The sequence below is a fragment of the Mucilaginibacter aquaedulcis genome, assembly GCF_030409325.1.
GTDB classification, from domain to species: domain Bacteria; phylum Bacteroidota; class Bacteroidia; order Sphingobacteriales; family Sphingobacteriaceae; genus Mucilaginibacter; species Mucilaginibacter aquaedulcis.
Genome location: NZ_JAUFPR010000002.1, coordinates 1,896,127 through 1,913,101 on the forward strand (window position 1 = coordinate 1,896,127; position 16,975 = coordinate 1,913,101).

General features: G+C 40.1%; 15 protein-coding genes. 7 read left to right on the top strand and 8 right to left on the bottom strand.

Features of this window, described 5'->3' with window-relative positions; genetic code table 11:
* Positions 1-79 precede the first annotated feature (79 nt).
* Together QWZ01_RS12270 and QWZ01_RS12275 are read right to left on the bottom strand one after the other, a co-directional pair.
* A complete protein-coding gene (locus QWZ01_RS12270) occupies positions 80-772 on the bottom strand; it encodes an SGNH/GDSL hydrolase family protein (protein WP_290323625.1) in 693 nt (230 codons plus the stop codon).
* A gap of 38 nt (positions 773-810) precedes the next feature.
* On the bottom strand, positions 811-1,713 hold the full coding sequence (locus tag QWZ01_RS12275) for a DMT family transporter (protein ID WP_290323626.1): 903 nt from the start codon (positions 1,711-1,713) through the stop codon (positions 811-813).
* A gap of 100 nt (positions 1,714-1,813) precedes the next feature.
* Here QWZ01_RS12275 and QWZ01_RS12280 point away from each other — a divergent pair, with 100 nt between their 5' ends.
* Positions 1,814-3,244 (top strand): aminotransferase-like domain-containing protein, encoded by a 1,431-nt coding sequence (locus tag QWZ01_RS12280; RefSeq protein ID WP_290323627.1) that lies wholly within the window; start codon positions 1,814-1,816, stop codon positions 3,242-3,244.
* Between the two features lie 57 nt (positions 3,245-3,301).
* Here the strand turns inward: QWZ01_RS12280 and QWZ01_RS12285 are convergent, their stop codons facing one another.
* The 3 genes from QWZ01_RS12285 to QWZ01_RS12295 all read right to left on the bottom strand — a co-directional run bounded on the left by QWZ01_RS12285 (position 3,302) and on the right by QWZ01_RS12295 (position 5,022).
* Entirely contained in the window at positions 3,302-3,718 is a 417-nt protein-coding gene (locus QWZ01_RS12285; protein WP_290323628.1) for an SRPBCC family protein, read from the bottom strand.
* 18 nt (positions 3,719-3,736) lie between these two features.
* Positions 3,737-4,753 carry an aldo/keto reductase gene (locus QWZ01_RS12290; protein WP_290323629.1) on the bottom strand — a complete coding sequence of 339 codons (1,017 nt, stop codon included), beginning with the start codon at positions 4,751-4,753 and terminating at the stop codon, positions 3,737-3,739.
* A 62-nt stretch (positions 4,754-4,815) separates the two neighbouring features.
* The gene (locus tag QWZ01_RS12295) at positions 4,816-5,022 is read right to left on the bottom strand and encodes a DUF417 family protein (RefSeq protein WP_353959400.1); all 207 of its coding nucleotides are present in this window, start codon (positions 5,020-5,022) and stop codon (positions 4,816-4,818) included.
* A gap of 551 nt (positions 5,023-5,573) precedes the next feature.
* Between QWZ01_RS12295 and QWZ01_RS12300 the strand changes: the two genes are divergently transcribed.
* From QWZ01_RS12300 to QWZ01_RS12320, 5 genes are all read left to right on the top strand, one after another.
* The gene (locus tag QWZ01_RS12300; RefSeq protein ID WP_290323631.1) at positions 5,574-6,458 is read left to right on the top strand and encodes an alpha/beta fold hydrolase; all 885 of its coding nucleotides are present in this window, start codon (positions 5,574-5,576) and stop codon (positions 6,456-6,458) included.
* Between the two features lie 73 nt (positions 6,459-6,531).
* Positions 6,532-7,026, top strand: coding sequence for an FUSC family protein (locus QWZ01_RS12305; RefSeq protein ID WP_290323632.1), 495 nt, complete (start codon positions 6,532-6,534; stop codon positions 7,024-7,026).
* A 330-nt stretch (positions 7,027-7,356) separates the two neighbouring features.
* Positions 7,357-8,424 (top strand): NADH:flavin oxidoreductase/NADH oxidase, encoded by a 1,068-nt coding sequence (locus tag QWZ01_RS12310; protein ID WP_290323633.1) that lies wholly within the window; start codon positions 7,357-7,359, stop codon positions 8,422-8,424.
* Positions 8,425-8,703: 279 nt separating this feature from the next.
* On the top strand, positions 8,704-9,378 hold the full coding sequence (locus tag QWZ01_RS12315; RefSeq protein WP_290323634.1) for a type 1 glutamine amidotransferase domain-containing protein: 675 nt from the start codon (positions 8,704-8,706) through the stop codon (positions 9,376-9,378).
* Between the two features lie 116 nt (positions 9,379-9,494).
* Entirely contained in the window at positions 9,495-9,797 is a 303-nt protein-coding gene (locus tag QWZ01_RS12320; protein ID WP_290323635.1) for a putative quinol monooxygenase, read from the top strand.
* Between the two features lie 58 nt (positions 9,798-9,855).
* Here the strand turns inward: QWZ01_RS12320 and QWZ01_RS12325 are convergent, their stop codons facing one another.
* The 3 genes from QWZ01_RS12325 to QWZ01_RS12335 all read right to left on the bottom strand — a co-directional run bounded on the left by QWZ01_RS12325 (position 9,856) and on the right by QWZ01_RS12335 (position 15,347).
* The gene (locus QWZ01_RS12325) at positions 9,856-10,695 is read right to left on the bottom strand and encodes an alpha/beta hydrolase (RefSeq protein WP_290323636.1); all 840 of its coding nucleotides are present in this window, start codon (positions 10,693-10,695) and stop codon (positions 9,856-9,858) included.
* A gap of 197 nt (positions 10,696-10,892) precedes the next feature.
* Positions 10,893-12,842, bottom strand: a complete 1,950-nt coding sequence (locus tag QWZ01_RS12330; RefSeq protein ID WP_290323637.1) for a sigma 54-interacting response regulator — start codon at positions 12,840-12,842, stop codon at positions 10,893-10,895.
* A gap of 36 nt (positions 12,843-12,878) precedes the next feature.
* Positions 12,879-15,347: a tetratricopeptide repeat-containing sensor histidine kinase gene (locus QWZ01_RS12335; RefSeq protein ID WP_290323638.1), complete on the bottom strand. Its 2,469-nt coding sequence runs from the start codon at positions 15,345-15,347 to the stop codon at positions 12,879-12,881.
* A 369-nt stretch (positions 15,348-15,716) separates the two neighbouring features.
* Here QWZ01_RS12335 and QWZ01_RS12340 point away from each other — a divergent pair, with 369 nt between their 5' ends.
* On the top strand, positions 15,717-16,595 hold the full coding sequence (locus QWZ01_RS12340) for an alpha/beta fold hydrolase (protein WP_290323639.1): 879 nt from the start codon (positions 15,717-15,719) through the stop codon (positions 16,593-16,595).
* Positions 16,596-16,975: the final 380 nt, after the last annotated feature.

Here is a 16,975-nt window from a genome sequence, read left to right on the forward strand (position 1 = left end):
GCAGATCGAGGGAATTGTTACAAAAGAAATCCCCAATAATATTTATTGAGGACAGCGAGGAAATTAGGTATTTAGAGCCTTATTTCACCCGGGTGAGTTTTTCAATTATGAAGGGTGCAATAATTTTTTGTGCACCAGCTGCATCAGGATGGATACCATCGGGAACGTATTTCAGGTACGCTCTTTCCCCCTCATCTAAAATAGTTTTCCAGTGCGGATAATTGTCAATCAGTAAAAGCTTTCTTTTTTTCGCCACCTGCCTGTACATTGCATAATAGTTGTCAATATCAGGCCGTTTAACACCATGTTCTTTGATCGGGATGTTCATGGTCTGTATAATAACCTCACAATCCAGATTGTACAGTTTAATTCTGTCAATCATGTAATTCAGGTTGATGCGTGCCAGTTCAACGCTGGTTTTGTATTCAAGATAGGCATCATTCATACTAAATTCTATTAATACAGCATCTGGCTTTTTACTGATCACACTATCTTCCAAATGTTGTACGCCCCAGGTAGACCACATAGAGCTTTTGGCTGAATTATAAACCGTTAAATTATTATGAAATCTGTTATTCAGTTCGGCTGCAACGGCATCAACCCAAGCCTTGCCACCTGTGCCTGCTGTTAAACTTGTACCATAAACCACTAAAATTTGAGGTTTACCCGATTGTAAATTTTTAATTAACCGGGTTTGAGCAAAGCAGCTTAAAACGGGACATACAATCCCTAAAAAAACAAAGGTGATTTTCCTGATAAAATAAGTTTTCATAAGTTCAGCAAAATACAAAAATGGCAACAATATTAATGCTATCGTCGCTGCACAGCAAGCTTTTTGGAACCCGCAACGCAAAGGATCACACAAACGGTAATACCGATCATACCCATGCTTACCTGCTCATGCAATAAGTAGGCAGCCAAAACCAATCCGAAAAATGGTTGAAGTAATTGCAATTGCCCTACCGCTGCAATGCCTCCTTGTGCCAATCCCCGATACCAGAATACAAAACCAATAAGCATACTGAAAACAGAAACATAAGCCAAACCCAACCAGGCACCTGTGCCAACGTTTACAAATGATACCGGGCGCAACATGACCATCAAAGGAATTGTTAAAGGCAGAGAAAGCACCAAAGCCCAGGAAATAACCTGCCAACCACCCAGTTCCCTGGAAAGTTTTGCACCTTCGGCATAGCCAAGTCCGCACAGTACAATGGAGATCAACATGAGGATATCACCAATCGGTGATGCAGCGAGTCCCTGGCTTACCGCATAACCAATCACCAGTAAACTGCCTAAAACGGCAAATATCCAAAACACAGGATGCGGCCGCTCGCCTCCTCTTATTACTCCAAAAATGGCTGTTGTAAGCGGTAACATGCCCATAAACACCAATGAATGAGCCGATGTTATATACTGCAAAGCCAGTGCGCTTAACAGCGGGAACCCGATTACAGCACCTGTAACTACTATGACCAATGATACTAACTGCGATTTTTGAGGACGTTTTTCCTTAAACAAAAGCAAAGCACAAAGGGCAAGCAAACCTGCAATACCCCCACGGGTTACAGTTACAAAAAACGGCGATAAGCCCAGTACAGCAGCCTTTGTTGCCGGCATAGAACCACTAAATACAAGTACGGCTATAAACCCGTTGATCCAGCCTTTAACCTGGTCTTGTTCGGTTTTGTTTGATGATATGGTGTTACTCATGGTTGAACAATGTTTAAATGTTAAGCAAAAGTAGATGAGGCACCTCAACAAACACAGTATCAATTTTTGATATTTAAACAGACACAGTTATATTTACATCATGAGTAAGGATTTTCTGTATAATGAAATTGCTAATGGCATTGCGGGCCAGATAAGGGGTGGTGTTTTAAAGCCGGGAGATCGACTACCATCGGTAAGAACACTTTGCCAGGAACATCGTGTGGGTATGAATACTGCCAAGAGGGTATTTATGGAACTGGAGGCACAATCATTGATCGATTCAAAACCACAGTCGGGCTATTTTGTGCGACAGCAAATGTACCGCGAGTTACCTCTGCCAGAGGTTAGCAGACCTTCGGCCATTGCTAATGAACATGAACCCAATGAATTGCTTAGTAAGGTTTATGCAAACATGGGCAGGAATGAACTTACCCTTTTTTCAATTGCCGCGGCTGCCGGTGCTTTGCTCCCGCTGGCAAAACTGAAGAAGGAAATTGTTTATGCTAACCGGACATTAAAGAACGGCGGTATAGATTACGAACTGGTACAGGGAAACATCAACCTGCGCAGAATGATAGCCGTTCGATCGTTAAGCTGGGGAGGTAATTTGCATGAAGATGATCTCATCACAACGGGCGGAGGTATGCAGGCACTCTCCTTTTGCCTGATGGCCTTGTTAAAATCAGGCGATACCATTGCCATCGAAAGCCCATGCTATCCCGGAATTTTACAACTGGCTGTAAGCCTTGGGTTAAAAGTACTGGAACTGCCTACACATCCCGTTACGGGCATCGAAATAGAAGGGCTCAAAAGTGCTATTCCTAAAATTAACCTTTGCCTGCTAATCCCTAATTTTAATACGCCATTGGGCAGCTGTATGCCCGATGATAACAAGAAGGAAGTTGTTGCCTTGTTAGCCAAACATAACATTCCGCTTGTTGAAGATGATGTATATGGTGATATTTATTTTGGTACACAACGGCCCAGGTGCTGCAAATCATTTGACCTTGACGGCAATGTAGTTTGGTGCAGCTCCATTTCAAAAACGCTGGCACCAGGTTACAGGGTAGGTTGGATAGCTCCCGGTAAATACAAGGATAAAATCATGAAACAGAAGTTGGTGCATGCTATTTCATCAACTTCCATCGTACAGGAAGCCGTGGCCAATTTTTTAAAAACCGGCAAATATGAAAATCATCTGAGGCAATTCAGGCGTACATTAGAGAACAACTGTCAAAACTATATCCGGGCCATAGCCGAGTATTTTCCTGAAAATACCAAGATCACCAGACCTCAGGGAGGCCTTACTTTATGGATAGAGCTCGATAAAAACATTGATACCGTAAAACTGTACGACCTGGCCATAAAGCAGGGAATAAGTATTGCACCAGGGCGAATGTTTACTTTACAGGATCAATTTGAAAACTGTGTACGATTATGTATCGGATTACCTTGGACAGATGAGTTAAACCAAAAACTAAAACAACTTGGTAAGCTTGCAGCAACAGATTACGTTAAAGTTGCAAGATAGCAGACAGCTTACCTGTAAATTATTGTTGACATCATGAAAATTTTAAAGTTATATCATTCAGTCCATGTATGATTCTTTCAGTGCATTTAGCCCATCTTCATAAATACCTTGAAACAAGGATGATACCTCTTTATCTGAAGCGTTTACAGGAGTAAACTCACCAAACCATTCTACACGAGCGCCGTTACCATCTCCATTACTTTTAACTCTTAAGGTAGAAAAGTAATCCTTTACAGGAAACGGCGCTTTTAAAATGTGATAAGTATAACTGCGTTCCTTTTCGTCAAAGGCCATTAAGCGCTCAATAATAACACCACCTTCAGGATTGGAAAGGTGGCGCACTCTTCCCCCTTCCTGTAACTCAGAATGAGGAATATAAGGAAGCCAATCGGGCAGGGAATTAAAACCTCCTATCAATTGCCAAACTTTGTCTGCATCAACAGGAATTTCGATAAATGCGAATGCTTTTGCCATGATGAATTTTATTTAGAATTATTTATTGTCAATTGGCAATGGTGCCGCAGGGTTTACCAGATTTTGCACCCGCAGCGCTTCCCAAAACTCATCCGGAATTATAGCATTAAGGGCTTCGGTATCTTCGGCAATCCGGTCTGGTTTGCTTGCACCGGGAATAACGGCTGCCACAGCAGGGTTAGCGAGAGAAAATTGTAACCCCGCAGACTTCATGCTTACACCATAATTATCAGCAATAGCTTTAATCTTTGCCACCTTGTTCAATATCTCAGGAGTAGCAGGAGCGTATTCAAAATGCGAACCACCAACCAATACACCCGAACTATAGGGGCCACCAACAACAATTCCCAAACCTTGTTTTAATACTTCGGGCATTACACGCTGCAAGGCACGGTCATGATCAAGCAAAGTATAACGGCCGGCAAGCAAAAAGCCGTCGGGATGCGCGCCCTCCAGAGCCAGGATTATCTCAATTGGTTCTACACGGTTCACCCCTAATCCCCATGCTTTGATAACGCCTTCATCGCGCAGGCGGTCAAGTACTTTGAACGCACCTTTACGGGCACTTTCAAACATGTTTAACCATTCGTCTCCATAAAAGTCCTGGGCAACATCATGTACCCAAACAATATCAATACTATCAGTTTGAAGCCGTTTCAAGCTATCATCGATAGAGCGTAATGTGGCATCCACAGAACAATCATTTACTATCTTGTTTGGACGACCGTATTTAAACAGGTCCCCCTTTTCTCCCAAGTCTCTTTTACTTATATCCTCAACTTCATCAAGTATAACACGACCAACCTTGGTACTCAGAACAAATTCTTCCCGAGGGTACTGGGATAGCACATCTCCAAAGCGAATTTCTGCCAAACCCGCACCGTAAAAAGGGGCACTATCGTAATAACGTATGCCCTCGTTCCATGCAGCCTTAACGGTAGCTATCGCTTCAGCATCAGGTATATTCCTGAACATATTACCCAGCGGAGCAGAACCAAACCCTAATTTGCCCGGAATTATCTTTTTAATAGACATAGCTTAAAAGTTTAAAATTTAAAAAATGAAAACCCTATTTCTGCAGAATAAACGACTTCTTGTTAATGGCTCTGTTCTAAAAGCTGCCTTGCACTGTCAGCCGCAACAATTAATCCACCTGCCAGCATTATAACATCTTTGATCACTAATCTTCCAGCTCCTGAAAGGTAAGGGAAACCATAATTGATCCTACTCAGATTGGATACATATGCCTCAGGTGTGATTATCAGAAAAGAAAGAGTCACCAAAGACATTATTGACGTCAACAATCAAACTGTGCAAAAATCAACTCAGGAAACACGCAAACCCTACAGTTAGTAACCCTGCAGAACCTATAAATTGACGACGACGGCTAATTCCATCTGATCTTTGAGCTTCCATAATAATATTTTTTGAAGGGTTTTGATAGTGATATTTCAACGTTACTTTAAGTTACCAAAACCTTACATCAAATTATAAACATATGATTTAAAATAGGTTAACCTATTTTACACAGTAGCAAATTTACTACCTTATGCATTAATGGGTCAAATCACAGGAGTTATAAGTGTTATTAATATTATAATTCTCTTAAGCATTAATTGCTGGCATGCCGGTATCAGATTTACCTTTCCCAATTTTTTTAATAATTGCTATTCAAAGCGGACTGTTCTATAAATTACTCAAATGATAACTCTTATCATTTATCTGATAGTCTCAACTATGTTTACAAATTACATCATTGTTAATTTTGAAATAAGCGCTATGGTAATACGCATGTTTAAATTCTGGATATCCAGCGCCGCTTTTTGTTAACGATTTTAGCTTTTAAAAAACAACTATGAACGGGGCCGACAATCAAAATTACACTTACTATCGTACGATAAAGATAGATGATCTGGAGATTTTTTACCGTGAAGCAGGCGATACAGCTAAACCTGTTATTCTTTTACTGCACGGCTTCCCATCCTCATCGCACATGTTCAGGAACCTGATTGATTGGTTGGCTTCTGATTATCATTTGATTGCTCCTGATTATCCCGGCTTCGGGTACAGTGCTTGTCGAACTCCCGAAAATTTTGAATACACGTTTGATAACCTTGCAAAGGTGATCGAAAAGTTTATCGATAAACTAAACCTGAGTAAAATAACACTTTACATGCAGGATTATGGCGGCCCTATTGGGTTCAGAATAGCTAAACAACGGCCAGAATTGATTAACAACCTGATTATTCAGAATGCCAACGCCTTTTTGGAGGGTATTGGGCCTGACGTTAAGAAAATGGGCGACTTGCAAGCAACCGGCGATCAAGAAGCCATTGACGGGGCCATTAGTTATATGATGTCATTCGATGGCATCAGGGATCAATATATTTTCGGGGCTAAAAACACCGATGTGATTAGTCCTGATAGTTACAATATGGATAATTATTTAATGAAGCAACCAGGACGGGCCGATGTGCAGAAGGTGTTGCTTAAAAATTACGCCACTAACTTTCCAAAATATCCTGAATGGCAGCAATATTTGCGCGAATATCAGCCACCTGCATTGATAACCTGGGGCAAAAACGACAAAATATTTCCGGGAGCCGGGGCAAGTGCTTACCTGCAGGCCTTGCCTGGTGCCGAGGTTCATTTGTTTGATGGCGGACATTTCCTGATTGAAGAGTATGGAAAAGAGATAGCCACGCTGATACGCACTTTTATGCAAAAAAACATCCGGTAATTAAAAAAAGGTAACGCTTTGTTTCATACAGCGGTCTTTCGTTTTCGCTGCATGTCTTTGTAATCAAATTAGCATGAATAGCCTCAATAAAATGGACGCACAAGCCTGGATTTTCACCATCAAATGCATAATTGGTGTGGCTATCTGCTATTATTTTTATGTACAATGGCCACAATATCCGTTTGAATGGGCAATTATTTCTGTGGGTCTGGGCTTATCGTTCGATAATACAAATAAAGCCGCAACAGACCGTATGGTGGCAAATATCATAGGGTGTATAGCTGGCATTGTTCTATTTCCTACCCCTATACCACAATTACTGCAGCTATCAACAGGCGTTATTTTGATAGTGGCTGTTGGCTTTTTTTTCAATATATCGTATACGGTTAGGGCTGGTATTACAGCCTTCGTGATAGTTATGGTACAAAATAAAAGTGACCGTTCATGGTTTATACCACTGGAGCGTGTACTAACCACTTTAGTGGGTTGCCTGGTAGCGTTTTTACTCACTTTTGTGTTTAACCTATTCTTAGTAAAAGATCGTGGTTCCAAGGCCGTAAAAGAATAAATACCGATTTCTCCTTCTCAAAAATCAAGTTATAAATTATTTGATAACTCATATCATTCGGCTGATATACAATGCACGATGCTTAATGCGAAATTTGATAAGGCCACCTCAATATGATGGCTAACCTATGCAGGTATTCTATACTTAAACTGCACATGGATTGCAAGCTGATGATGAAAAGCTAACTATAATGCTTATGCGTCATGCTTTCGCCGATGGTTCAGTATAGAAGCCAACTTTCCAAAATGAATTTAGCAGGCACAGCATGCGCAATTTTGTAAACATTAAACTATTAATATCCACTGCAGCACAAACAAATAAATTATAATTATGGCAAAGCTTTTTGATCCGTTAACTATTAAAAATGTAACGTTGAAAAACCGCGTCATCGTTTCACCTATGTCTCAGTATTCGGCGATAGATGGTTTCGCGAATGATTGGCACTTTGTTCACCTGGGTAGCAGGGCAGTAGGCGGCGCGGCTTTAATTATTACTGAAGCTACAGCGGTATCACCAGAAGGCAGGATATCACCAGATGATCTTGGTATCTGGAAAGATGAACATATTCCGAGGTTGCAACATATCGTATCATTTATTACCAGGCAACAGTGTATCGCAGGCATACAGCTATCACATGCCGGCAGGAAGGCAAGTACGCTTGCGCCACAGCGTGGTCATGGCGGAATTCCGGTTGAGTCAGGTGGCTGGCAGACCTATGCCCCTTCACCGCTCCCTTATTCTGATGTATACCCACATCCCCTCGAACTGGATCGCAGGGGTATCTGGGATGTGATCTATGATTTTACGTTGGCAGCTGGCCGCGCTTTGCGTGCAGGTTTCGGAGTGATAGAGATACATGCAGCGCACGGATATTTACTGCATCAATTTCTTTCACCCTTAACAAACCAACGCACAGATGAATATGGGGGCAGCTTTGATGGCCGTATTCGTTTGCTGCTTGAAGTAATTGAAGGTATAAGAACGGTATGGCCAGCAGAACGCCCACTTTTTGTAAGGATTTCAGGCACCGACTGGGCCGACGGTGGCCTTGATTTAAAAGATGCCATACAAATTGCCGAAACCTTAAAAAATAAAGGGATTGATGTTGTTGATGTGACAACCGGAGGATTGGTATCGACCCAAAAAATACCGGTGGGACCAGGTTACCAGCTAACATTTGCTTCAAATATCAGAAAACGTACAGGCATACTGACCGGTACCGTTGGCTTAATAACCGACGCGGTGCAAGCAGAAACATTGCTTACTAATGGCGATGCCGATATGGTGATGATTGCGCGTGAATTACTACGCGACCCCTATTTTCCGCTGAAGGCCGCATATCAATTACACACGGAGGTCACTTGGCCCCATCAATATCGAAGAGCTAAACCAGTATGATACATCAGCCTAAAATACATTACTATAAATCATAATATCTCCTGAATTATAGATGGAAAATAAATTCATATACTCTCAAAATCCCGGGTTAAAAGCGGGGATATGCATACCAGAACTTATTTAGTACATGACTTCCTATCGGCAATGGTAATTACAGTGTGACTTTAGTCACACTTAATCTGTGACTTGCCTCCTTGTCCTGAGGGCGTTCAACAATGCAAATTTGTAGTGTAAATAATAACTAAACAAATCAATAAAATACCATTAATTTAAAAGGCCATGAAAAAGAAAGTTTTGATCATCGTTTCTAATGCTAATGCCATCGGTCCGCATAACAGAAGAACAGGTAGCTTTTTACCCGAAGTTGCACACCCTTACGATGTATGGGATAAAGCCGGCTATCAGATAGATTTCGCAAGCCTCACAGGCGATACCCCATACCTTGACGCGCTTAACCTGGCGGGAGATCCGGGTAACCTTAGGTTCCTGACCGGCAAAGGCTGGGAAGATATGCAGAAAGCCGCTAAATTAGAAACCGTGGATGTAAGCACTTATGATGCCATATTTTTTCCCGGCGGCCTTGCCCCTATGGTTGATTTGGCTGAAGCTCCATTACTGAAGAAAATTATTGCCGAAACCTATGAACGCGGTGCAGTAGTAAGCGCTGTATGCCACGGCCCGGTGTCACTCTTAAATGTTAAGCTTAGCGATGGCTCTTATTTGGTAAACGGTAAAAACATATCCTCATTTACAACAGTTGAGGAAGATAACTATGCCAGGGCTGATGTATCGTTTGATTTGCAAACTGCACTAACAGCACAAGGCGCTATCTACCATACGGTTGATCCATGGCAAGCCTTCAGCATTACAGATGGCAACCTGGTAACCGGGCAAAATCCTGCTTCCGGAACAGGTGTAGGCGAAAAAGTGAAAGCATTATTAGAAGCCAAATAAATAATTTATTGCATGGCTGCTGGTTGTATTGCCAAAACAGTAGCCGTGCATTTTTTCTCAAATCTGCTGCTTTACAATAGTTTTATTTGCATAAGCTGTATTAACTAAACTTAAAAATGAAAAATTCACCAATTCACGTCATCGCTAAATGGAAAGTTAAACCAGGCCAGTTAGATACCGTTCTGAGCCTTTTACCCGGTGCTGTAAAAGCAAGTATTGCCGAGGAAGGCAACTTGTTTTACAAAATCCATCAAGACATTACCGATCCCAATACACTGGTATTATTTGAAGGATACAAGGACGAAGCAGCGTTGAACTATCATCGTAATTCAGATCATTTTCAAACTATAGTTGTTGGCAAAGTAGTTCCGCTGCTTGAGGCTCGTGAGGTAAACCTTACTACACCATTGTTATTCTGAAAATTCAAAGAACCCGTTGGTTTTAACTGATTTTAAGGTTAACGCCTGCATAAACAGATCAACATACTCCGTTAAGCCATTTGATAATATCTCTCATCACAATTCCATTATATTTATCGTTCAGAAGGTCATGATAATGACCTTCATAAAACTTCAATTGCTTGTCAGGCGAGGAAGCTTGCTCTACAAAATATTTGCTTCCATCAGGTTTGGTAACTCTGTCGGCAGTACCATGAAGAATGAGCAGCGGCAGCATAATTTCAGCCATCCGCTTTTTTAAACAATCCCCGGCAAGCAGAAGCTGTTGCATGCTCCTGGCAGGTTGCTTTTCATCTTTAATTAAAGAATCTTGATTCATCCTGTACACAAATGACTTATCACGGGAAAAATCCTCATTCTTCAACTTAATTAGCCTGGAATGCGGAGTAATATGCCCTAATAATCTCATAATTGCCAAAGCAAAGCCTGGCGCAGGCACCTTAAACGCGAAACTTTCGCAGATAAATGCCTTTAGTTTGGCCTGGTATAAAAGTGCATACACAGCAGCAAATACACCACCTGCGCTATGGCCAAATAAAACTACCGGAATCAATGGGTGCGCAGTTTGTATAATTTTTAGTAATTGATCAATATCTGCTATGATTTCCTTATAGTCATTAATATAATATCGTTCCCCCTCAGACCTCCCTCTCCCTGGAAGATCCAAAGCATATACTTCATAATTATTTTTGTTAAGCTCCAGTGCAAAATTCTGATAATATGCGCTATGAGAATTGAGCCCGTGAATGATTAAGATAATGCCTCTCGGTTTATTGTCTGTTATCCAGTTTCTAAAAAACAATCGTTGTCCTTTCAGGTTACTGAATGTTGAGGTTCTTGGCTTTTCTATTAATTCCATAAAAAAGGCAATAACAATAGTATGCCATTTAAACACCGAATAGCAAAAGAATCAAAATATCAAATTAAAATACTAAATATCAATAAATTACAACACAAAAAGCATACAGAAAGCTTAAAAAATTTGATTTACCCTCCGAAATTTATGGAGATACCGCAGTCAAACTCCATAAGTTTCGGAGGCTTTTGAATAATTACTTAATTTGTTAAATCCTCTCGTTTAATTCCCAGCTTCGCTATTTTTGATTCGAGTGTTGTGGGCTTAATATCTAATAATTCGGCGGCACCATTAGCTCCTCTTATACGCCCATCGGTTTTTTTGAGAATGGAAATAATATACTTTCTCTCTGTTTCCTGCTGTATATGTTTTACATCCTCATAGGTAGTAAGCTTAAAGTTTTGTGATAATTGATTCGTTTTATCGGTAAGGTTTTGCTTCAAACTTAATTCAGATTTATCACTGTGCAGAATAACAGAACGCTCTATAACATTCTCCAGCTCACGAATATTCCCCGGCCAATCATATGCATGCATTTCTGACAACATGGTTTGGGCAATACCCATAAACTCTTTATTAAACTCCTTGCAAAATTTATGCACAAAATATAATGCCAAGGCATCTATATCGCTTTTCCTTTGCCGTAAAGGAGGTAAGGTGATCGGGAATATATTGAGACGATAATACAAGTCGAGGCGGAAATTTCCTGTCGAAATTTCTTTTTCAAGGTTTCTGTTTGTAGCGGCAACAACACGAACATCTATTTTACGGGTAGCGCTGCCGCCAACACTGTCAATTTCTTTTTCCTGAAGAACGCGTAATAGCTTCACCTGCATTTCTAAGGTCAGCTCTCCTACCTCGTCCAGAAAAATAGTTCCTCCGTTAGCCTGTTCAAATTTCCCTTTTCTCTTTTCAGTAGCGCCGGTAAAAGCTCCTTTCTCGTGGCCAAACAACTCAGATTCAACCAACGATGAGGGTATTGTTCCGCAGTTAACTTTCACAAAAGGCCCCGCTTTACGGTTCGATAACAGATGAATATATTCTGCAATCCGTTCCTTACCGGTTCCGCTTTCACCAAGTATTAAAACAGATGTATTGTATGGCGCCACCTGTTTAACCAGATCTAAAGCTGCAAGTAAAAGCGGATGCTTTCCGATAATATTTTCAAATTCCGGCCCCTCTACTTGCGAAACACTTTCAGCATGATGTTCATCGTTTTGACGTAACATTGTTTTACCACCGAAAAATTTCTCCGTTATTTCCTTAAGGTGTGTCTTCAACCGGTTTAGCAATGCAATATGATCCTGCATATAAACACCTCGTTGACGGCTGTAAAAAAAATAATTGACCAGATTGCCGTTATTCAGCGCTACCGGAAATATAAGGTTCGATTCTATCTTAAAATGATCAAACAGCTTTTTATGCAGCGCATCCGGCTCCTCATGGCTGTTAGTTGTATTACTATTGTAGATATAAGCATTACCATCAGGTGAAAGGTTTTCATTTTCAAAAAAGAAATTTGATGTTAGGCCCACAATTTCAATCAATTCATCATTGCCTATTACCTGGTATTCATCAGCTCCGGTGCGTAAATAGCCAAATCCGGTACATGTTTCGCCTTTGTGAGGCCTACGACCTGAGATCAACAGATCATTCGGAATGTGCGACTGCAATAACTTTGTGATCTTTAAAATACCCTGTACCGCATCTCCTATTTCGTTGCGAATATCAACCAGTTGGTTTTTCAGAAATTGCTCCTGCCGCAATTTGGCCTCCATAATGTGCTTATGCCTGTAAAACGCTATATCAAGTGCCACAAGCACATCTTTTTCCCTGAAAGGCTTCACCAGGAAACCATATGGTTCTGTTTCCTTTGCTTCTTCAAGAACCTTTTGACTTGAATTTGCAGAAAGGTATATAAAAGCAATATTGTCTGCCTTTATTTTTTTAGCCAGCTCAATTCCAGATCGTTTGCCATCCAGGCGAATATCTATCAATACAACATCGGGATGGTGCTTTTGAATCTCATGTTCCGCTTCATCTGCCGATGCCGCAATACCGCATACGTTATACCCGGCTTGCTTCAAAATAAGACGCAGCCCGTTTGCTACCACAAATTCATCTTCAACAATTAAAATCTTATTGCTCATACAAATCTCTAATAGTTTAGCCGTATCTCTAATAAATCACTTACGTAAAGCAATAAAGCGCACTGTTATATGCACGCCGTTATCGGTCTCAATTCCAAAATATCCATTTAATTGCCGGGTAAGGCCCCGCATCAGCTCGAGCCCTAAAGAGTTGTGTTCCATCATATCAAAACCTGCAGGTAACCCCATTCCATTATCCAATACTTTAAGTATCAGTGAGTCTGGCCCATCATGTTGCAATATAATACTTACTATACCTTTTTCCCCGTTTAAAAATGCATATTTGATAGCGTTCACAATACTTTCTGTAATAATCAATCCCAAAGGTATTGCCTGCGAGACATCAAGATTCACCATTTCAATGCTTTGCTCAAAAGCTATACGATTGCCCGCGTCAAAGCTTTCATTGAGGTACTGCACCAGATCGTTAATATATTCAGGCATGGCGATGGTTGTTGTGTTTTCATCCTGATATAATTTTTGGTGTATCAATGACATGGCCTGCATTCGGCGTAAACTATCATTAACGGCTAATTTGGCTGCCTTATCTTCCAAATAAACGGATTGTGAATAAAGTAAGCTGGTTACCATTTGAAGATTGTTCTTAACGCGATGATGTACCTCCTTAAGCAGCCATTCTTTTTCCTTAAGTAGCTTATCCTGCTCAATATTTAACGTTTCCAAAAAAACATTTTTCTGGTCAAGTTCCATTTGGTTGGCCTCAAGCTTTTTATTGTTGTTTTTATTGGTTAAATAACGGTTAAACAACAAGCCGATAATAACTATCAACAGCACTACACCAATTAAAGTAATATTCTTGGTACGATTGGCTTGCTGAGCCTTTATCTGTGCCAGCTGGTTCTGATTATTTAGCAACTTTATATTCTTATCCTTTTTTTCGGCCTCGTATTTAACAAGTAATTCAGCAACCTTTTTCCGTTGGTCAAAACTAAATGCCGAATCGGCATAATACTGACTTAGTTGAAGTTCTTTAAACGCCTTTAAATAATTTTTTTCGGCCGAATCAATCTTATATAGGTTGCTGTAATAAATAACAGCATGCTCCATATCAAATTTGGGAGTTGCGTTTTTTCCCAGTTCCAGTAATTCCCGGGCCTTAACATTTTGCCCGATGATACGATAAAAACTGGCGATATTAACAATACCCGACGGATATTCGTCATGAATATACGCCGGTGGAAATTTCTCAGCCATGGATAAGAAAATCTTATAATTTTCTTCTGCAAGCTTATAGTTTTTTAATGCCTGGTGAGTTTCACCAGCCAAATAGGCAAAGTGCATCTTTTCAAAAAAAGTAATAGGCGGAAACTTATCGCCTATTGTTTTAAGTAATTCTAAAGCTTCTTTTCCTTGGTTTAAGAACACAAGTGTTTCTGCCTTACCCAAAAATGATTTGTACCAAAATAATCTGTTCCCGGGAGTTCTTTTCTCCAGGGTTTTACTTAACAATGTTAATGCATCACTATACCGGAGCATCCGCTCATATATCAGTGCGCGCCGTGCAAAAAAGAAAGGTTCAAAAACTGAATCGGCTTTAGTTGTCATACTTTCTAAAGACTTGTTAGAATATGACAACGCGTGGGTAAGATCTCCCTTTCTGATTGCCATATAGGCAAGTCCATCGTAAGGATACTGCTGATGACGGAAATTTATCTGTTTTTGAAGTTGAATTACCTTTAACAAATATTTTTCTGCCAGATCATACCGTTTCGCGATAAAGTATTCTATATCTATATCTGACAGGGCTTCAATCTCTTTATCTTTCAAATTCAGGGATGTGAAAACCGGAAGTGCCTGTTCAAATTTAGCCATTCTTGCCGGATCACCGAATGGAAGCAGTTCTCCTGCCGATAGCTGCGCCTGGGCGGCCCCAGCCGCATTGCCAGCTGCTTGACATTGCATAGCTATTTCAGTAAACAATTTTTGGCTCTCCTCTTTTTGCCCCATTTGATTAAGCAAATTGGCTTGCAGGGTCATACTTGCTACCTTCCAGTTAGCTGATTTGTTTTTGCTGAGGTTAATAGCTTCATTTATATACTTTGATGCCTGATCAAGATCGGCCTTTTGGGTACCCGACTTAAAAAGCCAAAAAATGCTAAGGTCAAATAGTTGCCTCAATCGGGCCTCACCTTGCAATCCGGGAAGCAATGCTGCAGCCTGTTTAATTTTGCCTGCATCAAGCAAGGCACTCCAGGCGGTTTCTTTGCCATCACTGTATTTTTCATTATAAGCGAGTAATGGACTTAAACCGTAAATATTAGCCGACATATGTATGGAACTATCCAGATCTATCTGACCCTGACAAACGGTATACAAATAATTACCGGTAATACGAATAAGTAACCGCTGCCTTACCTGATCATGATAGCCACTTGAGTTAGGCTGTGCTTTTACCTCAGAAAAAGAAACGACAACCAGGAATAGGCATATAAATCCTAATATATAATGCTTAAAAACATGCAGGGGGGTCAACTTTATAAGCATGGTTTATTAATTGGTGTACTACAACTGACCACTTTTAGCCAATTGGATCCTAACAATCTTTGAACGAGTGTTTTACTACCCTAATATAACAATTTAAGCTACGATATGTAAACAGCTAATTTAGGTATTCCTGCTTTATCAGCCTGGCTCTTTTTATAAAAATTATAATAACTGATATCATCATGATAATTTTATTCAGAATTAACTTGCCCTTAACTTAGAATTGCAAATCATCGCAAATTTTTCACCAATCGAAGTCTCTTTTTTATAAAAGCGCAAATTAAATTAAGTATCGAGCTGTAAAAGTTTAGTACTGTTTTATCTGGGTAATTCAAACTCAATAAGTATTAATTAATAATTCTTGACCACATGAAAAATCAAACCACCTATCATTTCATTGATATTAATGGGACAAATATTTTTTACCGTGAAGCCGGCCCCAAGAATGCACCAACACTGGTGCTTTTGCATGGTTATCCCGCATCATCGCATATGTTCAGGAATTTGATTGCAGAATTATCAGATAAATATCACCTTATAGCGGCCGATTACCCTGGCTATGGCAGAAGCGAACAACCTCCAATAGCAGATTTTGCTTACACATTTGATAATTATGCCATTATTATTGAAGAACTGCTCAATAAATTGAATATTAAAAAATACAGCCTTTATTTAATGGATTATGGAGCCCCCATTGGCTGGCGACTGGCTTCAAAATATCCTGAAAGAATACAAACGCTGATTGTTCAAAACGGATGTGCTTACGAGGAGGGATTGGAAACGTTTTGGGACCCAATTAAAGCATATTGGAAGGATAGGAATAACAAGAAAGCTGAAAATACATTAAGAACTTTTCATAATCCCGACGGTTTGAAATGGCAATACACACATGGTCTTTCCGATACTTCTGTGATCAGTCCTGATAATTGGGAAATTGATCTCCGGCATTTGGAAAGGGAGGAAAATGGCCAGATACAATTAGACATGTTTTATGATTATCGAACTAATCCACCTCAATACCCCAAATGGCAACAGTACCTCCGCGACTATGATCCTGAAATGCTGATTGTATATGGAAAAAATGATTACATTTTCCCGGTAAGTGGTGCAGAGGCTTACAAAAAAGATGTCAAAAATTTGGAATACCATCTTTTTGACGCCGGCCATTTTGCACTGGAAAGTCACGGTATTGAGATTGCGGCTACTATTAAGGATTTTCTTGACAGAAAGGTGGCAAGGGTGAATTAATACCAGGTTCACTCTTTTATATAGGTCATGGTATTGGATGATCAAGATTTATGCTTCGCTGATTAATATTGCCCAAAATAAAAAAACAGCATATTTAGATGTCTGTTACCTGGTACAGAACCAATCTGGAACCAAATTAAAGCACATGCTTAGTGCTTCGGCTTTTCCTCAACAAATTCCGGTGATATATATTAGGTAAGGTAGATTTCTTCAACAATCCACTAATAAGTATTCTACTGTCAGTAAGCTTGGCTTAAGGGTTTGTGATATGAACATAGCCCCCAAAACATAACTAATATGACATCAAAAAGAAAAGGCAATCTGTGAATAATTGACCTTTTTTTACACTTTATTGTGAAACAATATGCTATAACTGTAAA